At 58.4% G+C, this 17,451-nt stretch carries 17 protein-coding genes and 1 pseudogene; 2 read left to right on the top strand and 16 right to left on the bottom strand.

Going from position 1 to position 17,451, the window contains the following annotated elements; translation table 11 throughout:
* Positions 1-250 precede the first annotated feature (250 nt).
* The 13 genes from glmS to PHV01_RS01895 all read right to left on the bottom strand — a co-directional run bounded on the left by glmS (position 251) and on the right by PHV01_RS01895 (position 14,278).
* Positions 251-2,086, bottom strand: coding sequence for a glutamine--fructose-6-phosphate transaminase (isomerizing) (gene glmS / locus PHV01_RS01835; protein ID WP_337289440.1), 1,836 nt, complete (start codon positions 2,084-2,086; stop codon positions 251-253).
* A 4-nt stretch (positions 2,087-2,090) separates the two neighbouring features.
* A complete protein-coding gene (gene glmU / locus PHV01_RS01840) occupies positions 2,091-3,479 on the bottom strand; it encodes a bifunctional UDP-N-acetylglucosamine diphosphorylase/glucosamine-1-phosphate N-acetyltransferase GlmU (protein ID WP_337289441.1) in 1,389 nt (462 codons plus the stop codon).
* A 145-nt stretch (positions 3,480-3,624) separates the two neighbouring features.
* Positions 3,625-4,953, bottom strand: coding sequence for a folylpolyglutamate synthase/dihydrofolate synthase family protein (locus PHV01_RS01845; protein ID WP_337289442.1), 1,329 nt, complete (start codon positions 4,951-4,953; stop codon positions 3,625-3,627).
* Positions 4,954-4,988: 35 nt separating this feature from the next.
* Positions 4,989-5,471 carry a DoxX family protein gene (locus PHV01_RS01850; protein WP_337289443.1) on the bottom strand — a complete coding sequence of 161 codons (483 nt, stop codon included), beginning with the start codon at positions 5,469-5,471 and terminating at the stop codon, positions 4,989-4,991.
* A 9-nt stretch (positions 5,472-5,480) separates the two neighbouring features.
* Entirely contained in the window at positions 5,481-5,738 is a 258-nt protein-coding gene (locus PHV01_RS01855) for a hypothetical protein (RefSeq protein WP_337289444.1), read from the bottom strand.
* 40 nt (positions 5,739-5,778) lie between these two features.
* Positions 5,779-6,387: a peroxiredoxin gene (locus PHV01_RS01860; protein WP_337289445.1), complete on the bottom strand. Its 609-nt coding sequence runs from the start codon at positions 6,385-6,387 to the stop codon at positions 5,779-5,781.
* A gap of 169 nt (positions 6,388-6,556) precedes the next feature.
* Positions 6,557-7,207 (bottom strand): hypothetical protein, encoded by a 651-nt coding sequence (locus PHV01_RS01865; RefSeq protein WP_337289446.1) that lies wholly within the window; start codon positions 7,205-7,207, stop codon positions 6,557-6,559.
* Positions 7,208-7,960: 753 nt separating this feature from the next.
* A complete protein-coding gene (locus tag PHV01_RS01870; RefSeq protein WP_337289447.1) occupies positions 7,961-8,731 on the bottom strand; it encodes a hypothetical protein in 771 nt (256 codons plus the stop codon).
* Between the two features lie 807 nt (positions 8,732-9,538).
* Complete coding sequence (locus tag PHV01_RS01875; RefSeq protein WP_337289448.1) at positions 9,539-10,405, bottom strand: metal ABC transporter permease; 867 nt, start codon at positions 10,403-10,405, stop codon at positions 9,539-9,541.
* On the bottom strand, positions 10,402-11,175 hold the full coding sequence (locus PHV01_RS01880; RefSeq protein ID WP_337289449.1) for an ABC transporter ATP-binding protein: 774 nt from the start codon (positions 11,173-11,175) through the stop codon (positions 10,402-10,404). Before PHV01_RS01880 ends, PHV01_RS01875 begins: the two co-directional genes overlap by 4 nt.
* A gap of 22 nt (positions 11,176-11,197) precedes the next feature.
* On the bottom strand, positions 11,198-12,259 hold the full coding sequence (locus PHV01_RS01885) for a metal ABC transporter substrate-binding protein (RefSeq protein WP_337289450.1): 1,062 nt from the start codon (positions 12,257-12,259) through the stop codon (positions 11,198-11,200).
* A gap of 20 nt (positions 12,260-12,279) precedes the next feature.
* Complete coding sequence (locus PHV01_RS01890; protein WP_337289451.1) at positions 12,280-13,770, bottom strand: hypothetical protein; 1,491 nt, start codon at positions 13,768-13,770, stop codon at positions 12,280-12,282.
* A 121-nt stretch (positions 13,771-13,891) separates the two neighbouring features.
* Positions 13,892-14,278, bottom strand: coding sequence for a hypothetical protein (locus PHV01_RS01895; protein ID WP_337289452.1), 387 nt, complete (start codon positions 14,276-14,278; stop codon positions 13,892-13,894).
* A gap of 324 nt (positions 14,279-14,602) precedes the next feature.
* Between PHV01_RS01895 and PHV01_RS01900 the strand changes: the two genes are divergently transcribed.
* Both PHV01_RS01900 and PHV01_RS01905 read left to right on the top strand, forming a co-directional pair.
* On the top strand, positions 14,603-14,800 hold the full coding sequence (locus PHV01_RS01900; protein WP_337289453.1) for a hypothetical protein: 198 nt from the start codon (positions 14,603-14,605) through the stop codon (positions 14,798-14,800).
* Positions 14,797-15,057, top strand: coding sequence for a type II toxin-antitoxin system RelE/ParE family toxin (locus PHV01_RS01905; RefSeq protein WP_337289454.1), 261 nt, complete (start codon positions 14,797-14,799; stop codon positions 15,055-15,057). Before PHV01_RS01900 ends, PHV01_RS01905 begins: the two co-directional genes overlap by 4 nt.
* A 54-nt stretch (positions 15,058-15,111) precedes the next feature.
* Here the strand turns inward: PHV01_RS01905 and PHV01_RS01910 are convergent, their stop codons facing one another.
* From PHV01_RS01910 to PHV01_RS01920, 3 genes and pseudogenes are all read right to left on the bottom strand, one after another.
* Positions 15,112-16,284 (bottom strand): hypothetical protein, encoded by a 1,173-nt coding sequence (locus PHV01_RS01910; RefSeq protein WP_337289455.1) that lies wholly within the window; start codon positions 16,282-16,284, stop codon positions 15,112-15,114.
* 78 nt (positions 16,285-16,362) lie between these two features.
* Positions 16,363-16,599 (bottom strand): DUF433 domain-containing protein, encoded by a 237-nt coding sequence (locus tag PHV01_RS01915; RefSeq protein ID WP_337289456.1) that lies wholly within the window; start codon positions 16,597-16,599, stop codon positions 16,363-16,365.
* Positions 16,592-17,073: pseudogene (locus PHV01_RS01920) on the bottom strand (N-6 DNA methylase); the annotation flags it as partial. The gene PHV01_RS01915 and the pseudogene PHV01_RS01920, both read right to left, overlap by 8 nt.
* Positions 17,074-17,451: the final 378 nt, after the last annotated feature.

Below are 17,451 nucleotides of genomic sequence, written 5' to 3' on the forward strand. Positions count from 1 at the left end.
AACGGCAGATGGTATGGGGGGTTGCCGTAGTTGCTAAGCTCGAGAGATTATCTCGCCGGGATCGGCGGCTTCGGCAACCCCAAGCTTTTTATTGAGTCTTGCATAAATAATGGTACGTGAACTACAGACCTATCCGTTCGGCCTGAGCCTGTCGAAGGCTAATCCGCTTATGGTTCGACAGGCTCACCATGAACGGAACGAAGACATCCCCGGATCGTATTACTTATGCAAGGGTCAATAGGACTCGTAGCTATTCGACGGTTACGCTCTTGGCGAGGTTGCGGGGCTGGTCTACGTCACACCCTTTGCGGACAGCGATGTGGTAGGCAAGGAGTTGCAGCGGGACGACAAGGAGCAGGGGCATTAGGTGAGGCGAGGTATGTGGAATACTTAACAGATGGTCGGCCTTGGCCATGAGGCGGGAATCGGTCTCGTCGGAGAGGGCGATGACGATCCCGTTGCGCGTCTTCACCTCCTCGATATTGCCCAACACCTTCTCGAAAGTCCGGTCCTTTGGCGCAAGAAAGACCACCGGTATCTCTTCAGAGATCAGGGCAATGGGTCCGTGTTTCATCTCGCCGGCCGGATACCCCTCGGCGTGGATATAGGAGATCTCCTTGAGCTTCAGGGCTCCCTCCAGCGCGATAGGGTAGTTGATACCGCGACCCAGATAGAGGAAATTCGAGGCGGCGTGGAAGCGCCCGGACAGTTCTTCCAGCGCGGGTCCAAGGGAGAGTACCTGCTCCATCTGCTGCGGCAGGTGGATCAATTCACTGAGCAATTCCTGGGACCTCGCTCCATCAAGGTGTCCCTTGGCCCGGCCAAGGGCCAGAGCCAGCAGGTGCAAGGCGATCAGTTGGGAGGTAAAGGCCTTCGTCGAGGCGACGCCGATCTCTGGGCCGGCGTGGGTATAGAGGACGCCATCGCTTTCGCGACTGAGCGTAGAGCCGACCACGTTGCAGATGGCGAGGGAATGACAGCCGCGGCGACGGGCCTCGCGCATGGAAACCAGGGTATCCAGCGTTTCGCCGGACTGACTGATTATCACGACCAGCGTTCGCTCATCCAGGATCGGATTGCGGTATCGGAACTCGGAGCCGTAGTCCACCTCGACCGAAATACGCGCCAGATCCTCGATGAGGAACTTGCCGACCAGCCCGGCATGCCAGGAGGTCCCGCAGGCGACTAAGACGATCCGATTGATCGTCGACAACCTGCTGTGGAGTGACTCCAACCCTTCCAAGTAAAGCTGACCGCTCTCCAGCGAAAAACGACCCCGAATGGTGTCGCGGATCGCTCTGGGCTGCTCATAAATCTCCTTCAGCATGAAGTGTTTGTATCCGCTCTTCTCGGCCATGATGGGGGTCCAGATGATCTTTTCGACCTTCTTCTGCACCGGCTCTCCGGTCAAGGTTGTCACGGTGACACCGTCATGGGAGAGGACCACCACCTCTTCGTCGTCCAGAAACAGGACATCGCGGGTATGGGAAAGGATGGCGGGAACGTCGGAGGCGATGAAGAACTCTCCGTCACCCAGTCCCACTACCAGTGGGCTGCCATTCCTGGCCGCTACCAGCTTGTGCGGATCGCCTCGCCAGAGGATCCCAAGGGCATAGGTCCCAACCACGTTGGTCAGGGCGCGCCGTACGGCCGTCTCCAGGTCTTTCGTCTCCTGAAGTTGCGCCTCGATCAGGTGGGCGACCACCTCGGTATCGGTATCGGACGTGAAGTGGTGTCCCTCCCGCTGGAGCTTTTCTTTCAGGGCCAGGTAGTTCTCGATGATACCGTTGTGGACGACGACCAGATCACCGGTACAATCGCTATGGGGATGGGCGTTCTCTTCGGTGGGTCGGCCGTGGGTAGCCCAGCGCGTATGGCCGAGACCGACCTCTCCGGAGAGATCACGACCCCACAGGGCATTTTCTAACTCTTTAATCTTACCCACGCTGCGATACAGGGCGATCCGATTTTGTTGGAGGATAGCCAGACCGGCCGAGTCGTAGCCCCTGTACTCCAGGCGCTTGAGTCCCTCCAAGAGGACCGGGACGACCTTCTTATGCCCGACATACCCCACGATTCCGCACATCGCGCTACCCCTTCCGTTCTTTAGACCGAAATGTTGCAGCGAAGCCGGTCTTATTGACCTGCTGGGCTCGGCCAAACGCCAGCGCATTGGCCGGCACATCCTCTGTGATGGTCGATCCGGCGGCAATGATGGCGCCTCGGCCCACCGAGATCGGCGCCACGAGGCTCGCATTGCTGCCTACAAACACATCGTCTTCGATCACGGTCTGATGTTTGGTAAAACCGTCATAGTTACAGGTGATCGTCCCGGCGCCGATGTTGACACGCTCTCCGATGCTGGTGTCGCCGATGTAGCTCAGGTGTGGGATCTTGGACTCTTCACCGATGACCGACTTCTTGACCTCCACGAAGTTTCCGACCTTGACTCGTTGCCGAAGCGTAGCCTGCGGCCTCAGGTGTGCGTAGGGCCCGACCTGGCACCCGTCACCGATTTGACTCTCCTGGATAATGCACCCATCCAGGATTACGGTATCGTCGCCGACCGTCGAATTACGGATTCGGCAGCCTGAGTGGATCGTAGTTCCTTCACCAATCACGGTCTGCCCTTCAAGGGTGACGTTCGGATAGAGGATCGAATCGGGACCGATCCTGACGAACGGGCCAATGTAGGCATGCGCAGGGTCGAGGATGGTGACCCCCTCGGCGAGCAGCCGCAGGGCGGCTCTTCGCCAAAGAAGACGATGGATCTCAGCCAAATCGGCGCGGGTATTGACCCCTCGCACCTCGTCGGGGTCTGAGGCTCGGCAAGCCTGCACGCCCCCATCACGATCTCGCAGCAGCGCGATGGCGTCTGGAAGGTAGAGTTCGCCCTTGACGGCAGAAGGGCGAATCGCCTGGAGGGCATCGAAGAGCGCAAGCGCGGAAAAGCAGTAGACTCCGGCGTTGATTTCATGGAGTTGCCGCTCCTGTGGCGTGGCCTCCAGTTCCTCAACGATTCGCAGGAGTTCCCCTCTCGCGGATCGGACGATCCGCCCGTATCCGGTTGGTTCAGCCACCTCAGCCGTCAGTACGGTGGCCAGCGCGCGGGCCTCGCGGTGCGCCTGCAGGAGGCCGTCGAGGGTTGCTGAGGTGAGGAGCGGCGTATCCCCGGACACGACCAACAGATCGCCATCGAAGCCGGTGAGGGCCTCCCGGGTGTACAACAGGGCATGAGCCGTCCCGCGCTGTTCCGGTTGACAAACGAATTCGACGGCCTCGTCCGCCAGCGCCTCTTCCACGCTGTCGGCCTGATAGCCGACGATCACCAAGGTTCGCTTCGCCCGGAAAGACCGACACGCTTCGACGACATAGGCGATCATCGGCATGCCAGCCACCAGATGCGTCACCTTCGGCAATTTCGAGCGCATTCTGGTCCCTTGGCCGGCAGCCAGGATCACTGTGCAGAGATCGTTCACGCGCTAAGACCTCTCCCCAGACTCTGGGTTATAATCTTCATGATGCTATCACACCCTTCCAATGGCTGCAAAATCGATCACGCAGATGAGTTGAGTAAGGTCACAGCCACGGTCATGGTGAGTCGCCAGGGTCGAACTGGTGACCTCACAGTCGTGCCTCCTGTTTCCCGAGCGCGCGCAGGGCTGCCGAGACGACAAAGAGAGAGCCGGTGACGACAACGGCATCCTCCGGATCGGTCACTGCCTTGGCCAGGGCGATCGCCTCGGCCACGTCTTCCAGGATCTCGATCTTCGGACAGAAGCGTTCGGCCTCCGGCAGACGATGCGGATCAGCGGCGCGCTCGCTCTCCGGACGCGTGAGGACGACCCGCTTGGCCAGCGGCCCCAACTCTCGCAGCATCGCGATCCAGTTCTTATCCTGAAGTACGCCGAACACCAGAGTCACGCGACCGGCAAACCGCTGTTCCTCGAGAAAGGCCCGCAGCGCGATCGCGCCCGCCGGGTTGTGGGCGCCATCCAGGATCACAAGGGGCCGGCCGGGAAAAAGCTGGAGACGGCCAGACCATTGTGTCCGGCGTAATCCTTTGCGAATCGAATTCTCCGAAATGGTTGCGCCGACAGTCCGAAGAAGTCGAATCGCTGCAAGGGCAGCGACCGCATTGATCACCTGATGCCGGCCGAGCAGACTGATGTCGAGGGTTTCGGTGGGCCGCCCTTTTTCGCCGACGCTGAATTGCTGACCGGAGAGATCTGACTGGTGAACCCGCCAGTCGTATGCACTCCGGACATCGAAAAGTGTTACGCCACACTTTTGACATGCGTCGGTGATGACGGCCAGTGCCTCGGGGGCATCAACGGCAGTGACGACCCGCGTTCCTTCTTTGATGATCCCTGCCTTCTCTGCGGCGATCGCACCGAGTGTCTGTCCAAGATACTCTTCATGCTCCAAGGCGATATTAGTGATCACCGCCACTTGGGCGTCGATGACGTTGGTGGCATCGAACCGGCCTCCCATTCCGACCTCCACCACCGCGTAGTCCACCTGGCTGCGAACGAAGTGCATGAAGGCAAGGACCGTTGCGACCTCAAAGAAGGTGGGGTGGGCAACAGGGTTGGGAGTTGGGGGTTGGAGGTTAGGGATTGGGAAGAGATCGGCGATGACATGTCGAAGTTCATCGGTGAGGGCGGCGACGTCGGTCTCCGCGATGGCCAGACCGTCTACCTGGATCCGCTCCGTAAACTCCAGGAGATGCGGCGAGGTGTAGAGCCCGACCCGATAACCGGCAGCTTTCAGGATCGACGCGAGAAAGGCGGCAGTGGACCCTTTACCGTTAGTCCCGCCGACCAGGATAGACGGAAACTGACGGTGCGGATTGCCAACTGCTTCAAGAAGCCGTTGGATATTCTCGAGACCCAGCTTTACACCGTAACGCTGGAGCCCGTAAAGATAGGCAATTGCCTGGGAATAGGTCATGCGGCCACCTACGCTGAATGGTTCCCTTCAGTGGCCTACCAAAGCGGGGAGTCCGGATAGCGCCGAGCCAGCCAGCGGTCACATCCAAAGGAGCGACCAGCCCGCGTGAGGAAGACTACCACCAGCCCGGCCATAAACGCCTGGTCCGAAGTAGTGGCCGGCGACCCGCCCCCCTTGGCCAAATAGAAGTTGAGTGTCATCAAGATCCCCACGAGTGCAGCCGGGCGCGTCAAGAGCCCAAGCAGGAGCGCCAGGCCGCCCAGGATCATCCCCCAGGTGACCAACCAGGCAAAGAGCTGATAATGGGGAATCGCCACACCGGTCAGGAACGGCTTATACCAGCCAAACGCCCCGGTGGTCTTGGTCGTAAGCCACTTCTCCAGCGCGTCTGAACCGGTAAAACCGCCGGTTAACTTTCCGAGGCCATCTTGGAAGAAGTAGTAGCCGAAAAAGATGCGCAGGAGCGCGACCTGCCAGAGCTTTGTTTCTGTCTGCCAGTTGCCCTTCGGCTTGGTCACCGATGCTCCCTATGCGCTCCCACGCTGCAGCTTCTCAACCTCGAAGACCCTAATACTATCCTCCTCACGGATTGAGAGGAGTTTCAGGCCGACGCCGGCCAGTAACGATTCGAAGATCGCGGTCGCAAACTGGAATCGCTCGGCGTCAAACGCGAATTCCACTCGCTCGCCAGGCTGAAGCTCCTCGGCATGGAATCGAAAGATACCCTTTAAGTAGGTAATGATATCCGCGCTACACGTGGGAGCCCGGACAACAATGCGCTGCATCGACCTGTCCTCGACTACGATTGGGGATCAGAGGCTCACGCTAGAGCTTTTTCCGCATCAGGTACCAGCGATCGGCGCCTGCCTTGGCGCGCTTGTCGGCCTCATCGATCGTTTGCGGCGGCGGAATGATCACATCCTGGCCAGGCTGCCAGTCGACCGGGCAGGCAACCCCGTACTTGTCGACGGTCTGGAGCGCCTTCAGGCTCCGCAGGATCTCGTCGATGTTTCGTCCGAATGGGATCGGATAGTACATGGCGAAACGGACGATCCCCTCGGGGTCGATGAAGAAGACGCCGCGGACGGTGAGGCCGACCTCAGGGTTGATCAGGTCGTAGAGGTTGGCTACGACCTTCTCGGGGTCGGCGACCACCGGGAAGTCGATCTTGACCTTGGCCGACTCTTCCATGTGGCGGAGCCACTCGATATGCGAGTAGATGCTATCCACGCTCAGGCCGATCACCTCGCACCCGAGGTCCTTGAATTCCTTGTGTCGCTTGGCAAACTGGATGAACTCCGTCGTACAGACCGGCGTAAAGTCTGCGGGGTGAGCAAAGAGTAGGACCCACTTGCCGCGGAACTGCGACAGGGTGATGGGACCCTTTGTGGTATTGGCAGTGAAATCCGGTGCCTTCGATCCGATCTTGACCATGGTGACCTCCTTTCAGACTGAGTTCATAGCATCGTCGGTATCGAGTCTTGCGTCCCTCGCTCCAAACGGCCCAACTATCGTACACTCGGAATGTTGGTTCAACACTATTGTAATCGATAGTTCGCCGCGCGCGAACAACGATTTTTTCGCTATGCGGATTAATCTGTACTCACTCTTCCGGTCGTCCGCTCAGTTTCTTCAGGATCTTTGAGATATAAACCACGAGCGCACAGCCGATTGGAAAAAGGCACTCGTTGGCGGTGCGGGAGACGAGCACGGGTACCGGCGGCGTCTGGGGCGCGGCCTGGACGAAGAGCGCCACCATCGTGCCCCCGAACACGACGCCCACAGCGAGCCCCGTCGCGAGGTGCGCCGACAATCCTCCCCACGGCTTTTTCGCGACCCAGTCGAGCATGAGGCCGAAACTGCCATACTGGAATCCCTTGAGAATGGCGATCAGAATGAGCGATGGGCCGGGGCCGGCGTCTGCCGCGACCGCGAGCGCCTCCTTCGCGCCGTCGTGCAGCGAGCGCGCAACCATGAACGCGAGGGGCGCAGCGAACAGGCCCGCAAGTCCCATCACCGGCCCCCGCGCCTTCTTCACCGTAGCGCCGATGGCCAGGCCCACGCACACGATGGTCGACCAGGACACCTTCTGGACGAGATCAGCCAGGACCGGGTTCGCGCCCTTCAGCGTCCCAAAGCCGGCCGCGAGCGCGACGAGAACGGCTTCCATCGTGAGGCCCAGCAGCACCGCCAGCCATCCCACGTACAGAAGCGCCTTCAAGGCGTTGAAGGACTTCTCCGTTTCTACTCCCATCTTTATGATCTCGCCGCCTCAGCTTGTCGTTCAGCTCATCGATCCAGCGGTATTGGAACTCCTTGTAGGTAATTAACGGCTGGTCCTTTCGGCCTTCTGGGTCTGCTCGACTCGCGCGATGAGTCGGAGCGCATGGGGCATAAAAGAGAGCAGGGCAGGAAGGCCTTCTCGGCTCTCCCGTCTAGGACGGAACAGGCAACGGGCAGGCGTTCGACCGATGCCGTCCTGCTCCCGCGGTGCCGAGGGTACGGGGCGTATAAAAGCCTGTCAAGGAGAAAGTGGGTGACGGCGGGAGGAGGCAACCGGCCGTTAGGCATGTGGACTTAGAGGTGGCGCAGAGTGAGACTCACCACATCGTTAGAGAGGCTGTACTACCAAGATGCCAGGAGTGAGTTATCCGTTGAGAGGAAGGTGCCAGCTTGCTGAGGAGAGGGCTAGACAGTGCACATTACGGGGGTGTAATCTGCATCACACTCGGTAGTCAGACGCGGTTGCCCGTACGCAACGCCAACTTACACTCTGGCGCCTCGCGCGCGGCTCCCAGGGGCATCAAGATGCTCACTTTGACCGGTGCTGAACGACGAGTTGAGCCGCCGAGGTACGAGGTCGGCTCGAACGGCTTGTTGGGCAGACATGCCAAGCCGAGTTTTGGCATTTCAGCAACGTGAGTCCTGGGCCGCCAGCCGCACCGCATCCCGCTATGGCTGTTCCTGAGCCATAACCGTTCTCCAAAAGCCTTATGACTCAATGACTCTACTGCACGCCCTTGCTATTCAAGTTTACAATCCAATTCACGATCCGTTCATCCGGAGAGCCGTATTCTGGTTCGTTCCTGACTGTCCGGGTTTGTGGAGGGTCTTTGCTGATAATTGACGCTTTTCCAATCGCGACCTTATCGGGCCAAGCTGCGACATAGATATCTAGATACTGTCTATATGCTGGCTGTTTTGAGATCGAATAAGTTCCCACCTGTTCCGATCTCTCAGCCATCACCAGAAAAACCGTTACCGGCCGGCTCGAAGAGCCTGCTCTGAGGTGTGCGGGTAACAGACCGTGAGCCGAGCTTATCGAATCTGACCTCATGTCCCAGATCAAGGCTTTGCCCTCCCTAACTATCGAGGGCTTATTCTCTATCGTCCTGGAGATTCCGACTAAAGGCTTTACGTCGTTCACAATTCCTCGCAGGCTATTCAATTCTATTCTGTCCTGTCGTTCCCATTGGCCTAAGTCACCATTTTTGAGTACTGCCAGTCCCGAAATGAAGAAGGTTCCGAAGCCTGCTATTACCACGAGAATGGGAATAATGGAGAGTACTTTTGCAATTCTTCCAACAAGCCCCTGTTTTTCCGCCAAGGCTACGAGGCCAAACGCCACAGGAATTGCGATAAGACCAGCATAAATTGTATTCCGGCCAAACTCAGTCGAATACCTTGCCACGAGTATCATTAGAAAGGAGAATAGTCCACCTATTCCTGCCAGGATCAAAACCCGACCGAGGCGCACTTTTCTGTCATTACTCGTCATCTGCCCAGGCTCCCATTATTAGAAAACCACCCCAATCAGGTCCCTTTCTTATTGTGTTTCATGCCACCCGTTAGCGCCCAACTATTAAGTGAGCCGCTTTACAAGCCGACAGAGGCCGACGGCCTATCTCCCAAGTCGGCTCTACTTCTCAACGGGGAATTTATTCGTAATATCCTACACTTAGCCCTATCGGTCAAGACTATTCTGGCTGACAAACGCTGTCAGTAGCGGCGGTCTATCCCCCGAACAATTGGCGGCCTATCTTGGCACCCTATAGCCGATCAGCCGGGCTATTGTCCCCCGTTCGCTCCGGTTCAACACGTAGGCATAGATCATCGTCATGCTGACATCCCGACAGTCAAGCCACTTCCAGACGGCGCAGATATCATAGTCCTCTTCAGGGCGTTTTCATCTTCGCGTGCGCATGGAACAATGAGCCATATTGAAGGCTGCGCCGGCGGGGGCGGCAGTGTAGGTTACAACCACAAATCTGCACCGGCATCGGCGCGCTTGGCGGATTTCAATCGGAATAGGTGGCCGATTTCATCGGAATACGCACCTCCGCCGTGGAGCGAGTAACGGAAGCGCAGGAGGTGATCTCGCGCGCGATCGATGGACGGTGAAGTGGTACCAAGCAATCGGAATTCTGGGGATTTCGGACGTCTGCGAAGCGTTTATTCGACTGATTCCACAGATCAATCCGAAATGCGTATGGAGTGTTTTTCAACAAGTCAATTCGGATAGCCGATATGTTGATCGTGCTGGGGAACCATTGCGCCTGGAGGCTTGCCCGAGCCTGTGAGCTGGTCAGAACATCCCATTCAGCCGACGCAGCCATCGGAAGAGCCACGCCATTGTGAGCAACAGGCTCAGCAGCGCAACCGTCATTTGCGCTGGGGGATAATCATAATGGTTCGCGAGTACGAACGCGGTCGCGCCGGTCATGAGGGCAACGAGTGGGGCGACAAGGAACATGGGGCGAACCTCGCGGCAGAGATTCTTTGCAACAAGGGCGGGAAGCACCAGGCACCCAAACGTATACAACATCCCGGCGGATCGGATAGATAACCCCACGGCGAGACCAAGCAAAGTGGAGATGACCGCTGCCCAGCGAATGATGTTCATGCCCACTGCCGCGGCCATGGCAGGGTCCATGAGGAAGAGCAGGGTGCGCCGATGTGTGGCCGAGAGGAATATAGCGGTCAAACCGGCGAGCAGGCCGAAGATCCAGACGTCGACTCTCGTGGCTCCGATGATGCTCGAGGCGAGCAGCCGATGGATCTCCTCCAGTCCGTGCGGGCTGTGGGAGACGATGAGGATGGAGAGGCTGGCTGACACAAGGAATACCCATCCTGTGATCGCTTCATGACTCTCTTTCGACTCCTCGCCTCCGCGCGTGGTGATCAGAGCCGCGATGACGGAGAACGTCACGGCCATGGTGGAGAGAAATCCGTCCGAGCGGAACCAGGGGAGGGTAGCCGGAGCTGCCCACGCCCCGATCCACATCGCGAGAGCAATGCCAAGGGTTGATGCCTGAGAAATCGCCGCGCCGATGAAGATCTGGTCGCGGGCCACTGCAAGCACACCGACCAGCGAGAGCAACAGGGCGATCGACAAGCCGACGAGGTACGTGTTCTGAAACAGAGGCCATGATGAGAGGAACTCCTCGATCACGGATGTTCTCCCGGGGGATAGACATGGACACCGACAGCGCCCGATGGATCGCGGGTCACCTCCACGCCCACCCCGTACACCCGATCGAGGGCGGCCCGGTTGAGCATCTGCTCACGCGGTCCTGACTCGACGCGGCCCAAACGGAAGAGAGCCAGGTGCGTGGCGTATCGCGCGGCAATGGCGATATCATGGGTGACGAAGAAGAGGGTCAGATGTTCCTCCCGGTTCAGGTCGGCGAGCAATCGCAGGAACGAGTCTTCCGTCGAGAGGTCAAGGCCATTGGTCGGTTCATCGAGGATCAGCAGGCCAGGCCGTCGCACGAGGGCTCGAGCCACTAGCGCCCGTTGTCGCTGTCCGCCGGACAGGGACCAGTAATCGCGTCCCGCCATCCCCTCCAGATCGACCTTGTGGAGCGCCCACTCGAGGCGCTCCGCTTCCTCTTTTTTCGTGCTGAGTCGAATGCCCACGAGCCCCAGTATGACAAATTCCCGGACCGTGGTCGGGAGGGCCGGATTCAGATCACATCGCTGCGGGACAAAACCGATCCCCTCCCGACGCGCCAGGTCCGGGTGGAGCCATATTTGTCCAGCTCGGGGTCGAACGATCCCCAGCATCGCGCGAATCAGCGTGGTCTTTCCGGAGCCGTTCGGTCCGATGAAGAACCAGAACTCCCCCTTTTGGCACTCAAGGGTAACACCCTCGAGCACACTCCGACGCGCGTAGCCGACAGTCAGCCCTGTCGTCTTCAGGATGATGTCAGTGTTCTCCATGTTCCTTCAGTACAGGCCGTACCTATGAGCCTTCCAACGCTGCGGCCATCTCTTTAATATTATAGTCAATCATGGCGAGGTAGTGGTCAGTCCCATCGCGCGCCCCGACCTGGTGGGCCAGATTCACGATCCTTGCGCCGGTCTGTTGCGAGATGAATCGGGCATGACGAGGGTCATAGTAGCTCACCGTCAGGACCGCCCCGACCCGTCCTGCCCGCATGAGATCCACCAGCGTCCCCAACTGCTTGGTCGTTGGAGGGATTCCTGGTTTCGGCTCCATGAACCCGATGACCGCGATCCCAAACCGGCGAGCGAAGTAGGGCCATAAATTGTGATCAGCTACGACCTTGGTTCCGAAGTGAGGAAGCATCCTCCCCAGCCAGCCCTGTAGGAGTGATGCCTCTCCCTGGCCCTTCAGGAAGGGGGCAAGCTTGCCGTGCTCGTAGAGCAGGGCAAGCTTTTCGACGTCGTACTTCTTAGCGAGCTTCTCGCCCACCAACGCTGTACCCAGTTTCAGACTGAAAGAGATATAGCGATCCTCAAAGTATGGCTTTCTGTCCGGTCGCAGTTCAACCAGCTTGTCGCGGATCAGCCGCGCCACGTTAAGGCCATTTAACGGATCAAGCAGATAGTGTGGGTTTCCCAGGGGGTGAACATCACCCATCGAACGGTCCACCGGCCCGGTGGGGACTTCCAGACGCATGATGGCCCTGGAGGCGTCGATGTAGCCGCGTCCGCCCGGCAAGACCGCCCCGTTCCTGGCGTTCTGCAAGAGGACCGGGGCCCAACCGATCTCCAGGTCCATCCCGACCTGGAGATAGAGATCGCACTGACTCAGCGTCTTGATGAAGCTGGGCTTGGCCTCGATGAAATGCGCGTCTTCTGTCCCCTTGGCGAAGACCGTGACCGAGACCTGGTCCCCTCCCACCTCGCGGGCGAGACTGCCCAGATCAGGCACGGTGGCGCAGACGGCAATCGGCTTGGCGCCCTCCTGGGCAAAGGCGCCTGTACTCACCAGGCTGAAGGACCCCAATACGCAAGCCACAACGCCCCACACAGACAGTCTTTGCAGTAGTCTCAGCATACGCAATCCCCTTGGCGTCGTTAGTACTTGTGGGCGGGGTGGGCGCCGTAGAGGAATTCGACCCCCAACCAGACGGAATGAGCGTCCTGGTGTTCCAGGTGATCTGCCCGATCGTAGTTATACTGCAAGCGAATCCGCGAGAATTCAGAGGGATGCCAAGCAAGAAGCGGCGAGATCCGGTGCCGGGTGTCACGGAATGGGTCATTCGCCCGGCCATTGTAAATCAGCACGCTTGCTCCGCTCCCGCTTGCATATTCGTACCGAAGTCCGGCCGCCCACCCGTACTGGAAGCCGTAGAGCGCTTGAGTGTACAACCCCCAATCCCGGAGTGTCTCACGCGGCAGGTCGATGGTGCCGTTAAAGAAACGGTCGGCCACATAGTCTCGACCCATCGCTTCCGACTGCCAGAGGAAAAATGGCCACCCTCGGAAACTCGTAGTCGGCCGCCACGTCAGCTTGAGGTCGGCGCCGTAGATCCGCGTATCGCCATCGGAGCCGGTCGCGTTCGGACCGAAGAGCCCCGAGAGGCCAAACTTGGTCGTCACCGTGTCGCTCGGGTTCCAAGAGTTCTCCCAGCGGAGCGAATAGAGGAGGTCGCTCAGGTTCCTGACGTCGCGTCGGACGAACGGCCGTCCGCCGATCGGCTGTTTCTGGAAGAACTCCTCGTTGGCCATGAAGCTCGCCGCAATCTCGCCGTTCGCATTCTGTGCGCCAACGTAGAGTTGAGAATACCAGGGGACCGGCATGAGCCATCCTACGCGCAGGCCGGCCTGTCGCAGGCCATCGGGTCCGAACAGCCGTGTATTGATGACCGGCTGATCCAGCCAATCCCACGCATGCGGGTGGACCGGATTGATCTGGCCGAACTCGGTAAGAAAATGTCCTCCCTTGAGTTGCAGGCCGTAGGGGAGCGACTGCGTGGTAAAGAATGCTTCCTCCAGTTCGACCCTGGTGTCCCCAACGACAGGGTCGATGAGGTAGGTGATATGGGCCTCACCCGTAAGGTAGGGGTCCACGGCGCCCGCCAATGACAGCTCAACGTTCTGAACTGTGAAGCCCCGCTTGCGGGGATCGTGGTCGCCGCCCTCAAGCTTTTGGATCGTGGCCTCCCGTTCGGTAGAGCTTCCTGCCGCGAACAGCGCATCAAGCGAGAGGTCGATCAACCGAAATGTGGTTCCACCGGCCTGACGGGAGAACAGATCGGTTGTCACGAATGCCGCCGTGGGGGCCGGCGCCTCGATCTCCTTCAACGCTTTTTCGAGCGCCACTTCAGGGGTTGCGGGTTTCGCCGCTGCCGGCAACTGAGATCGCATCGCTTCAATCTCACGCTGGAGTTCCTCCAGCTTTTTCTGCTTCTCGGCGTCACGTCTGCGAAGCTCTTCAACCACCTGCTTGAGGGCCTCCAGCTCAGGGTTTTTGACCTGCGCCCACGTCACTCCCGTTCCGAGAACCAGTGCGACCAGGGACATCATCGTCATCAGGCTAAGCTGTGTAGTGGAGAGGGTACGCATCGAGTGTTCCTCCTCAAAAGACGACGACACTGGCCGGGGCCGGACCACCCCATACAAAAGGGCCACCGAGAAGGCAGGGGTATCGCGAGGTTGCCGACCGCAGGCCAGAATGATTCAGATCTTAGGAGAAAACGGGCGGGGCACGGCTGTGAAACGATCCGAGGTCGGTGATGCAGGGAACTGTGACGAATGAGGGAATGCGGAAGAGTGAGCCGAGGAAGAATCGTAGCAGGAAGACGACGAGGAGGCCGGTTGTGGCGACCTGCTGCCAGAAATGGATCGGGCACGACCCGTTCGCCTCAGGCTGAGACTTGTCTTGAGACTGATGAGAATCAGTGGTCTGACTCGCACTAGGAAGGAACAGCCGCAGCAGCCCACCGAGTGAGGCGGCATCCCCGTGATCGTGTGGATCAGGGGCCAACAGCAAGAAGCTGATGGCGAGGACCACCAGAGCCGCCGCCCAACGATCACCTCTACCCCGTGCCTGTACTCGCTCGCAGCCTTGCACCAGACTCCCCTCAGTTGTGAGCGGCGACAAAGCGGATCGTCTCTGCTACGTCGCTCACGGCTAGTGAATATAGATGATTACCGCTGCTCCGGCAAGTCTTTTGATGTTGTTTGAAAGCCGTTCCTTCCCCCCTTCCCTAAATTCACCAGGACTCCGTTCGCACTGAGGAGGCGCGGGCGTTTTGCGCCGTCTCGAAGTGCAGCTTCCGTTCTACATCTGGTCGGAGGGATCTCTCACGGATTGGATTATTTAGGAGCGCTATGATAGGCTTTGCCTTGTGAGAAAGTATCTGCAGGAACCGACCAGTGAGGAAGGAGAGGATTCATGACCCTGCATCCCCAGTACGTGATCGATGAAAAGGGCCAGCGTCGCAGTGTCTTACTGTCCATTGAGGAGTACCGGGAGCTTTTGGAGAGCGCGCAGGATGTTATCGACGCGGCCTTGATCGATCAGGTGAAAGATGAGCCCCGGGTGGCGTGGAGTGAGGTGAAGGCAAAACGTGGCCGGGGACGGCAACGGTGAGCTATGAGATCGAACTTACACGCCGAGCCGAAAAGGAAATTCTGAAGCTCGACGCGGCAATGTTTGAGCAAATAAGAGCGGCTATTGACGGCTTATGCGAGAACCCGCGGCCCTCAGGAGTGCGAAAGCTTCGAGGCCTGGAAAGTGAATGGCGCATCCGTGTGGGACGGTTCCGGGTCCTCTATACTATTCAGGACGCCACCCGGCGAGTTCTCGTCCAGCGCGTTACCGACAGGAAGGATGTGTACCGCCGGTGAGGTGTGACGCGGTTAATCGCTGATCGTTTCTAGGCTAACCGTGGATGAGTTATCTCACGGCAAGCGTTGTGGAGTTTTAGGTTTAGACCAACCCAAATCCTTATGAATACGCCTAAACTTTAGGTGTAAATCAAATGCCCGCTCCAGTGCATTGAAGGGCTCGGCGCCCTCCGGGATTCCAGTGCGTGCACGGTCAAGCTTTTCCGCGGTATCTCGGAGGTCAGCACCAAAGCATCCTCGCTGGAAAAGCTCTTGAAGGAGGCACTCCCGCAGCACAAGGTCCGCCACCACAAGATGGGGCATCCCCTGGGCAGTATTGAAGGCATGCGTCGGCACCGCATCGCCATGCACCAAGCGGCTCCTGATCTCGTAAAGATCCCAGGCCCAACATCCTGCCAGGCTTAAGTTTATCGTCTTGCCGTTCCGTTTCACCCTCACGCCACGATCCATCTCGCGATCCCTGACTAGGCCCTGCACCTTCTTCGCGAACTCCTCTTGCTTGCCGCTCATTGGAAGACCGAACAGCGATTCAAACGCTGTCGCCGTTGCTACCAGCTTTGCCTCGTCGGTCTGGTCTGCACCATCAAGGTGCGCCAAGCGGAACCATTCCATGCCGCGCCATACTCGCTCAACAAAGTCAGGAGCGAGTTTATGAGGATTCAGGAGCAGGGTTCCCAATGCTTCCAAAAGGTGGCGATCAGTCCCTCCGAAGAGGCCTGACGCCGCCCACAGGCGGGTGAACATCACCTTATTCAGTGGCCAGGTGTGGCGTGTGCGACCTGCCGTCACTCCAACGAAGTTGCTGTTGACCGTGAATCGCTGAAAGATCAATTGAAAGGCGTCCGCGGCGGGCACGGGGACCTCGTTATGGTGCGCGATTCGAACTACCCACGCCTCAGTAATCCCGGAGAGTGCGAGGGCTGCCACCGCACGCTTTAGGTTGAGCCGCTCAAGATCCGTATGATAGCGAAAGTCTGCCACGCCAGCGTGCCTGGCGAGCACAATACCTCCAAGAGGCGTGCTATCTACTTCTACATATCGCCTGAAGTAGCGACTCAGGTATTCGCGAACCGTTGGTTCCAGGATACTTCCTGGCTCAAACGGAGAGAAGGTCACCGGCCCGACAGCAATGTTCCGTTCTACGCCAAGCCATGGAAGAAACGCCACCTCGAATTTGTTTGTAAGATTGGAGCCTTCAGACTCTACTGTTGCCTTGCTCTTGACCATACGACGCGCCTCTGCGGTGGTCACAGTGTTCCCTTGAATCTACCAGGGTTCATTCCCCGAGGCTTGCCACGAGGTAGTTCATTCGGCGTGCAAAGGAAGAAGGGATTCCTCATGCGCTAGTTCAGCCGCATAGGCGATGGCGGCGTCGATGTGTTCGGGCTTCAGCGACGGATAGCTTCGGAGAATCTCTTCCCTGCTCGCTCCCTCGGCAAGGCTATCGAGGATGTTCGTAACGAGGACGCGTGTTCCTTTGGCGCAGAGTTGGCCGTGACAAATCAGCGGGTCACTGCTGAGGTGTTGCCGCCAGTCAATCATAATCCGGTCTCCCTTCTCTCTGGACCTCTCGGTGTAGCGTGGCCTTTATTTCCGCCATGATCTGCATGATCCGTTGCTCTTTCTTTAGTATATCGTCTACAAGTTGCTCCGGTGGCAGATGCTCGAAGTCCTGCTTACCATTCGGGTTCTTGATGTCGAGGTTGGCGGAGATAAGATTACCATGTTCGTCGTACTTCAGCACATCGTTGACCGAAACCTTCCATGCGCGGTCATTCTCTATACGATTGTTCCACCAGGCCAGACAGGGAGCAAACTCCTCAAACTGAAGGGGCTGGGTTTTGGTGTAGTCTTCCGGCCTTCGGGAAGCGGGTGCTCGTAATACCAGATCTCTTTGGTCGGTCCTGAGCGGTCGAAGAACAGCAGGTTGGTGGGAATACTGGTATACGGTGCAAAGACCCCATTGGGCAACCGGACGATGGTGTGGAGGTTGAACTCCTTGAGTAATTCCTGTCGCTGATTTGATCGTCGCTCCAGCCGGCGGCGTATAGTTTTGGCAGGACGTACTTTCGGCAGGTATCCGCCTCGGTTAGCATTAAGTAGTGGTTTCCCGACTAGCGGATCGTGGTCCACATATGCAATATCGGTTGGACCGTTGAGCCATTGATGAAATCGCCCCGCGAAGTTGTGCCGTTTTCAGCTTTGCTAACGGTGCGTTCCTTGTATCACAGGCGCTCCTCAGGGTCAAGGCACCCAGGCGAGTCCGAAGTAGAGTTATCATACATGGGTAACACTCCCCCCTGTGGTAGAAGAGTGGTGGTCGTCCAACTCGTCCACCCAACCAGGAAGGAGGTTACCCGTGCCACACCTTATCAGGGAACAGCGCATTCGACA

Origin of the sequence: Candidatus Methylomirabilis sp., assembly GCF_028716865.1 — a bacterium.
In the GTDB taxonomy this organism is placed as follows: domain Bacteria; phylum Methylomirabilota; class Methylomirabilia; order Methylomirabilales; family Methylomirabilaceae; genus Methylomirabilis.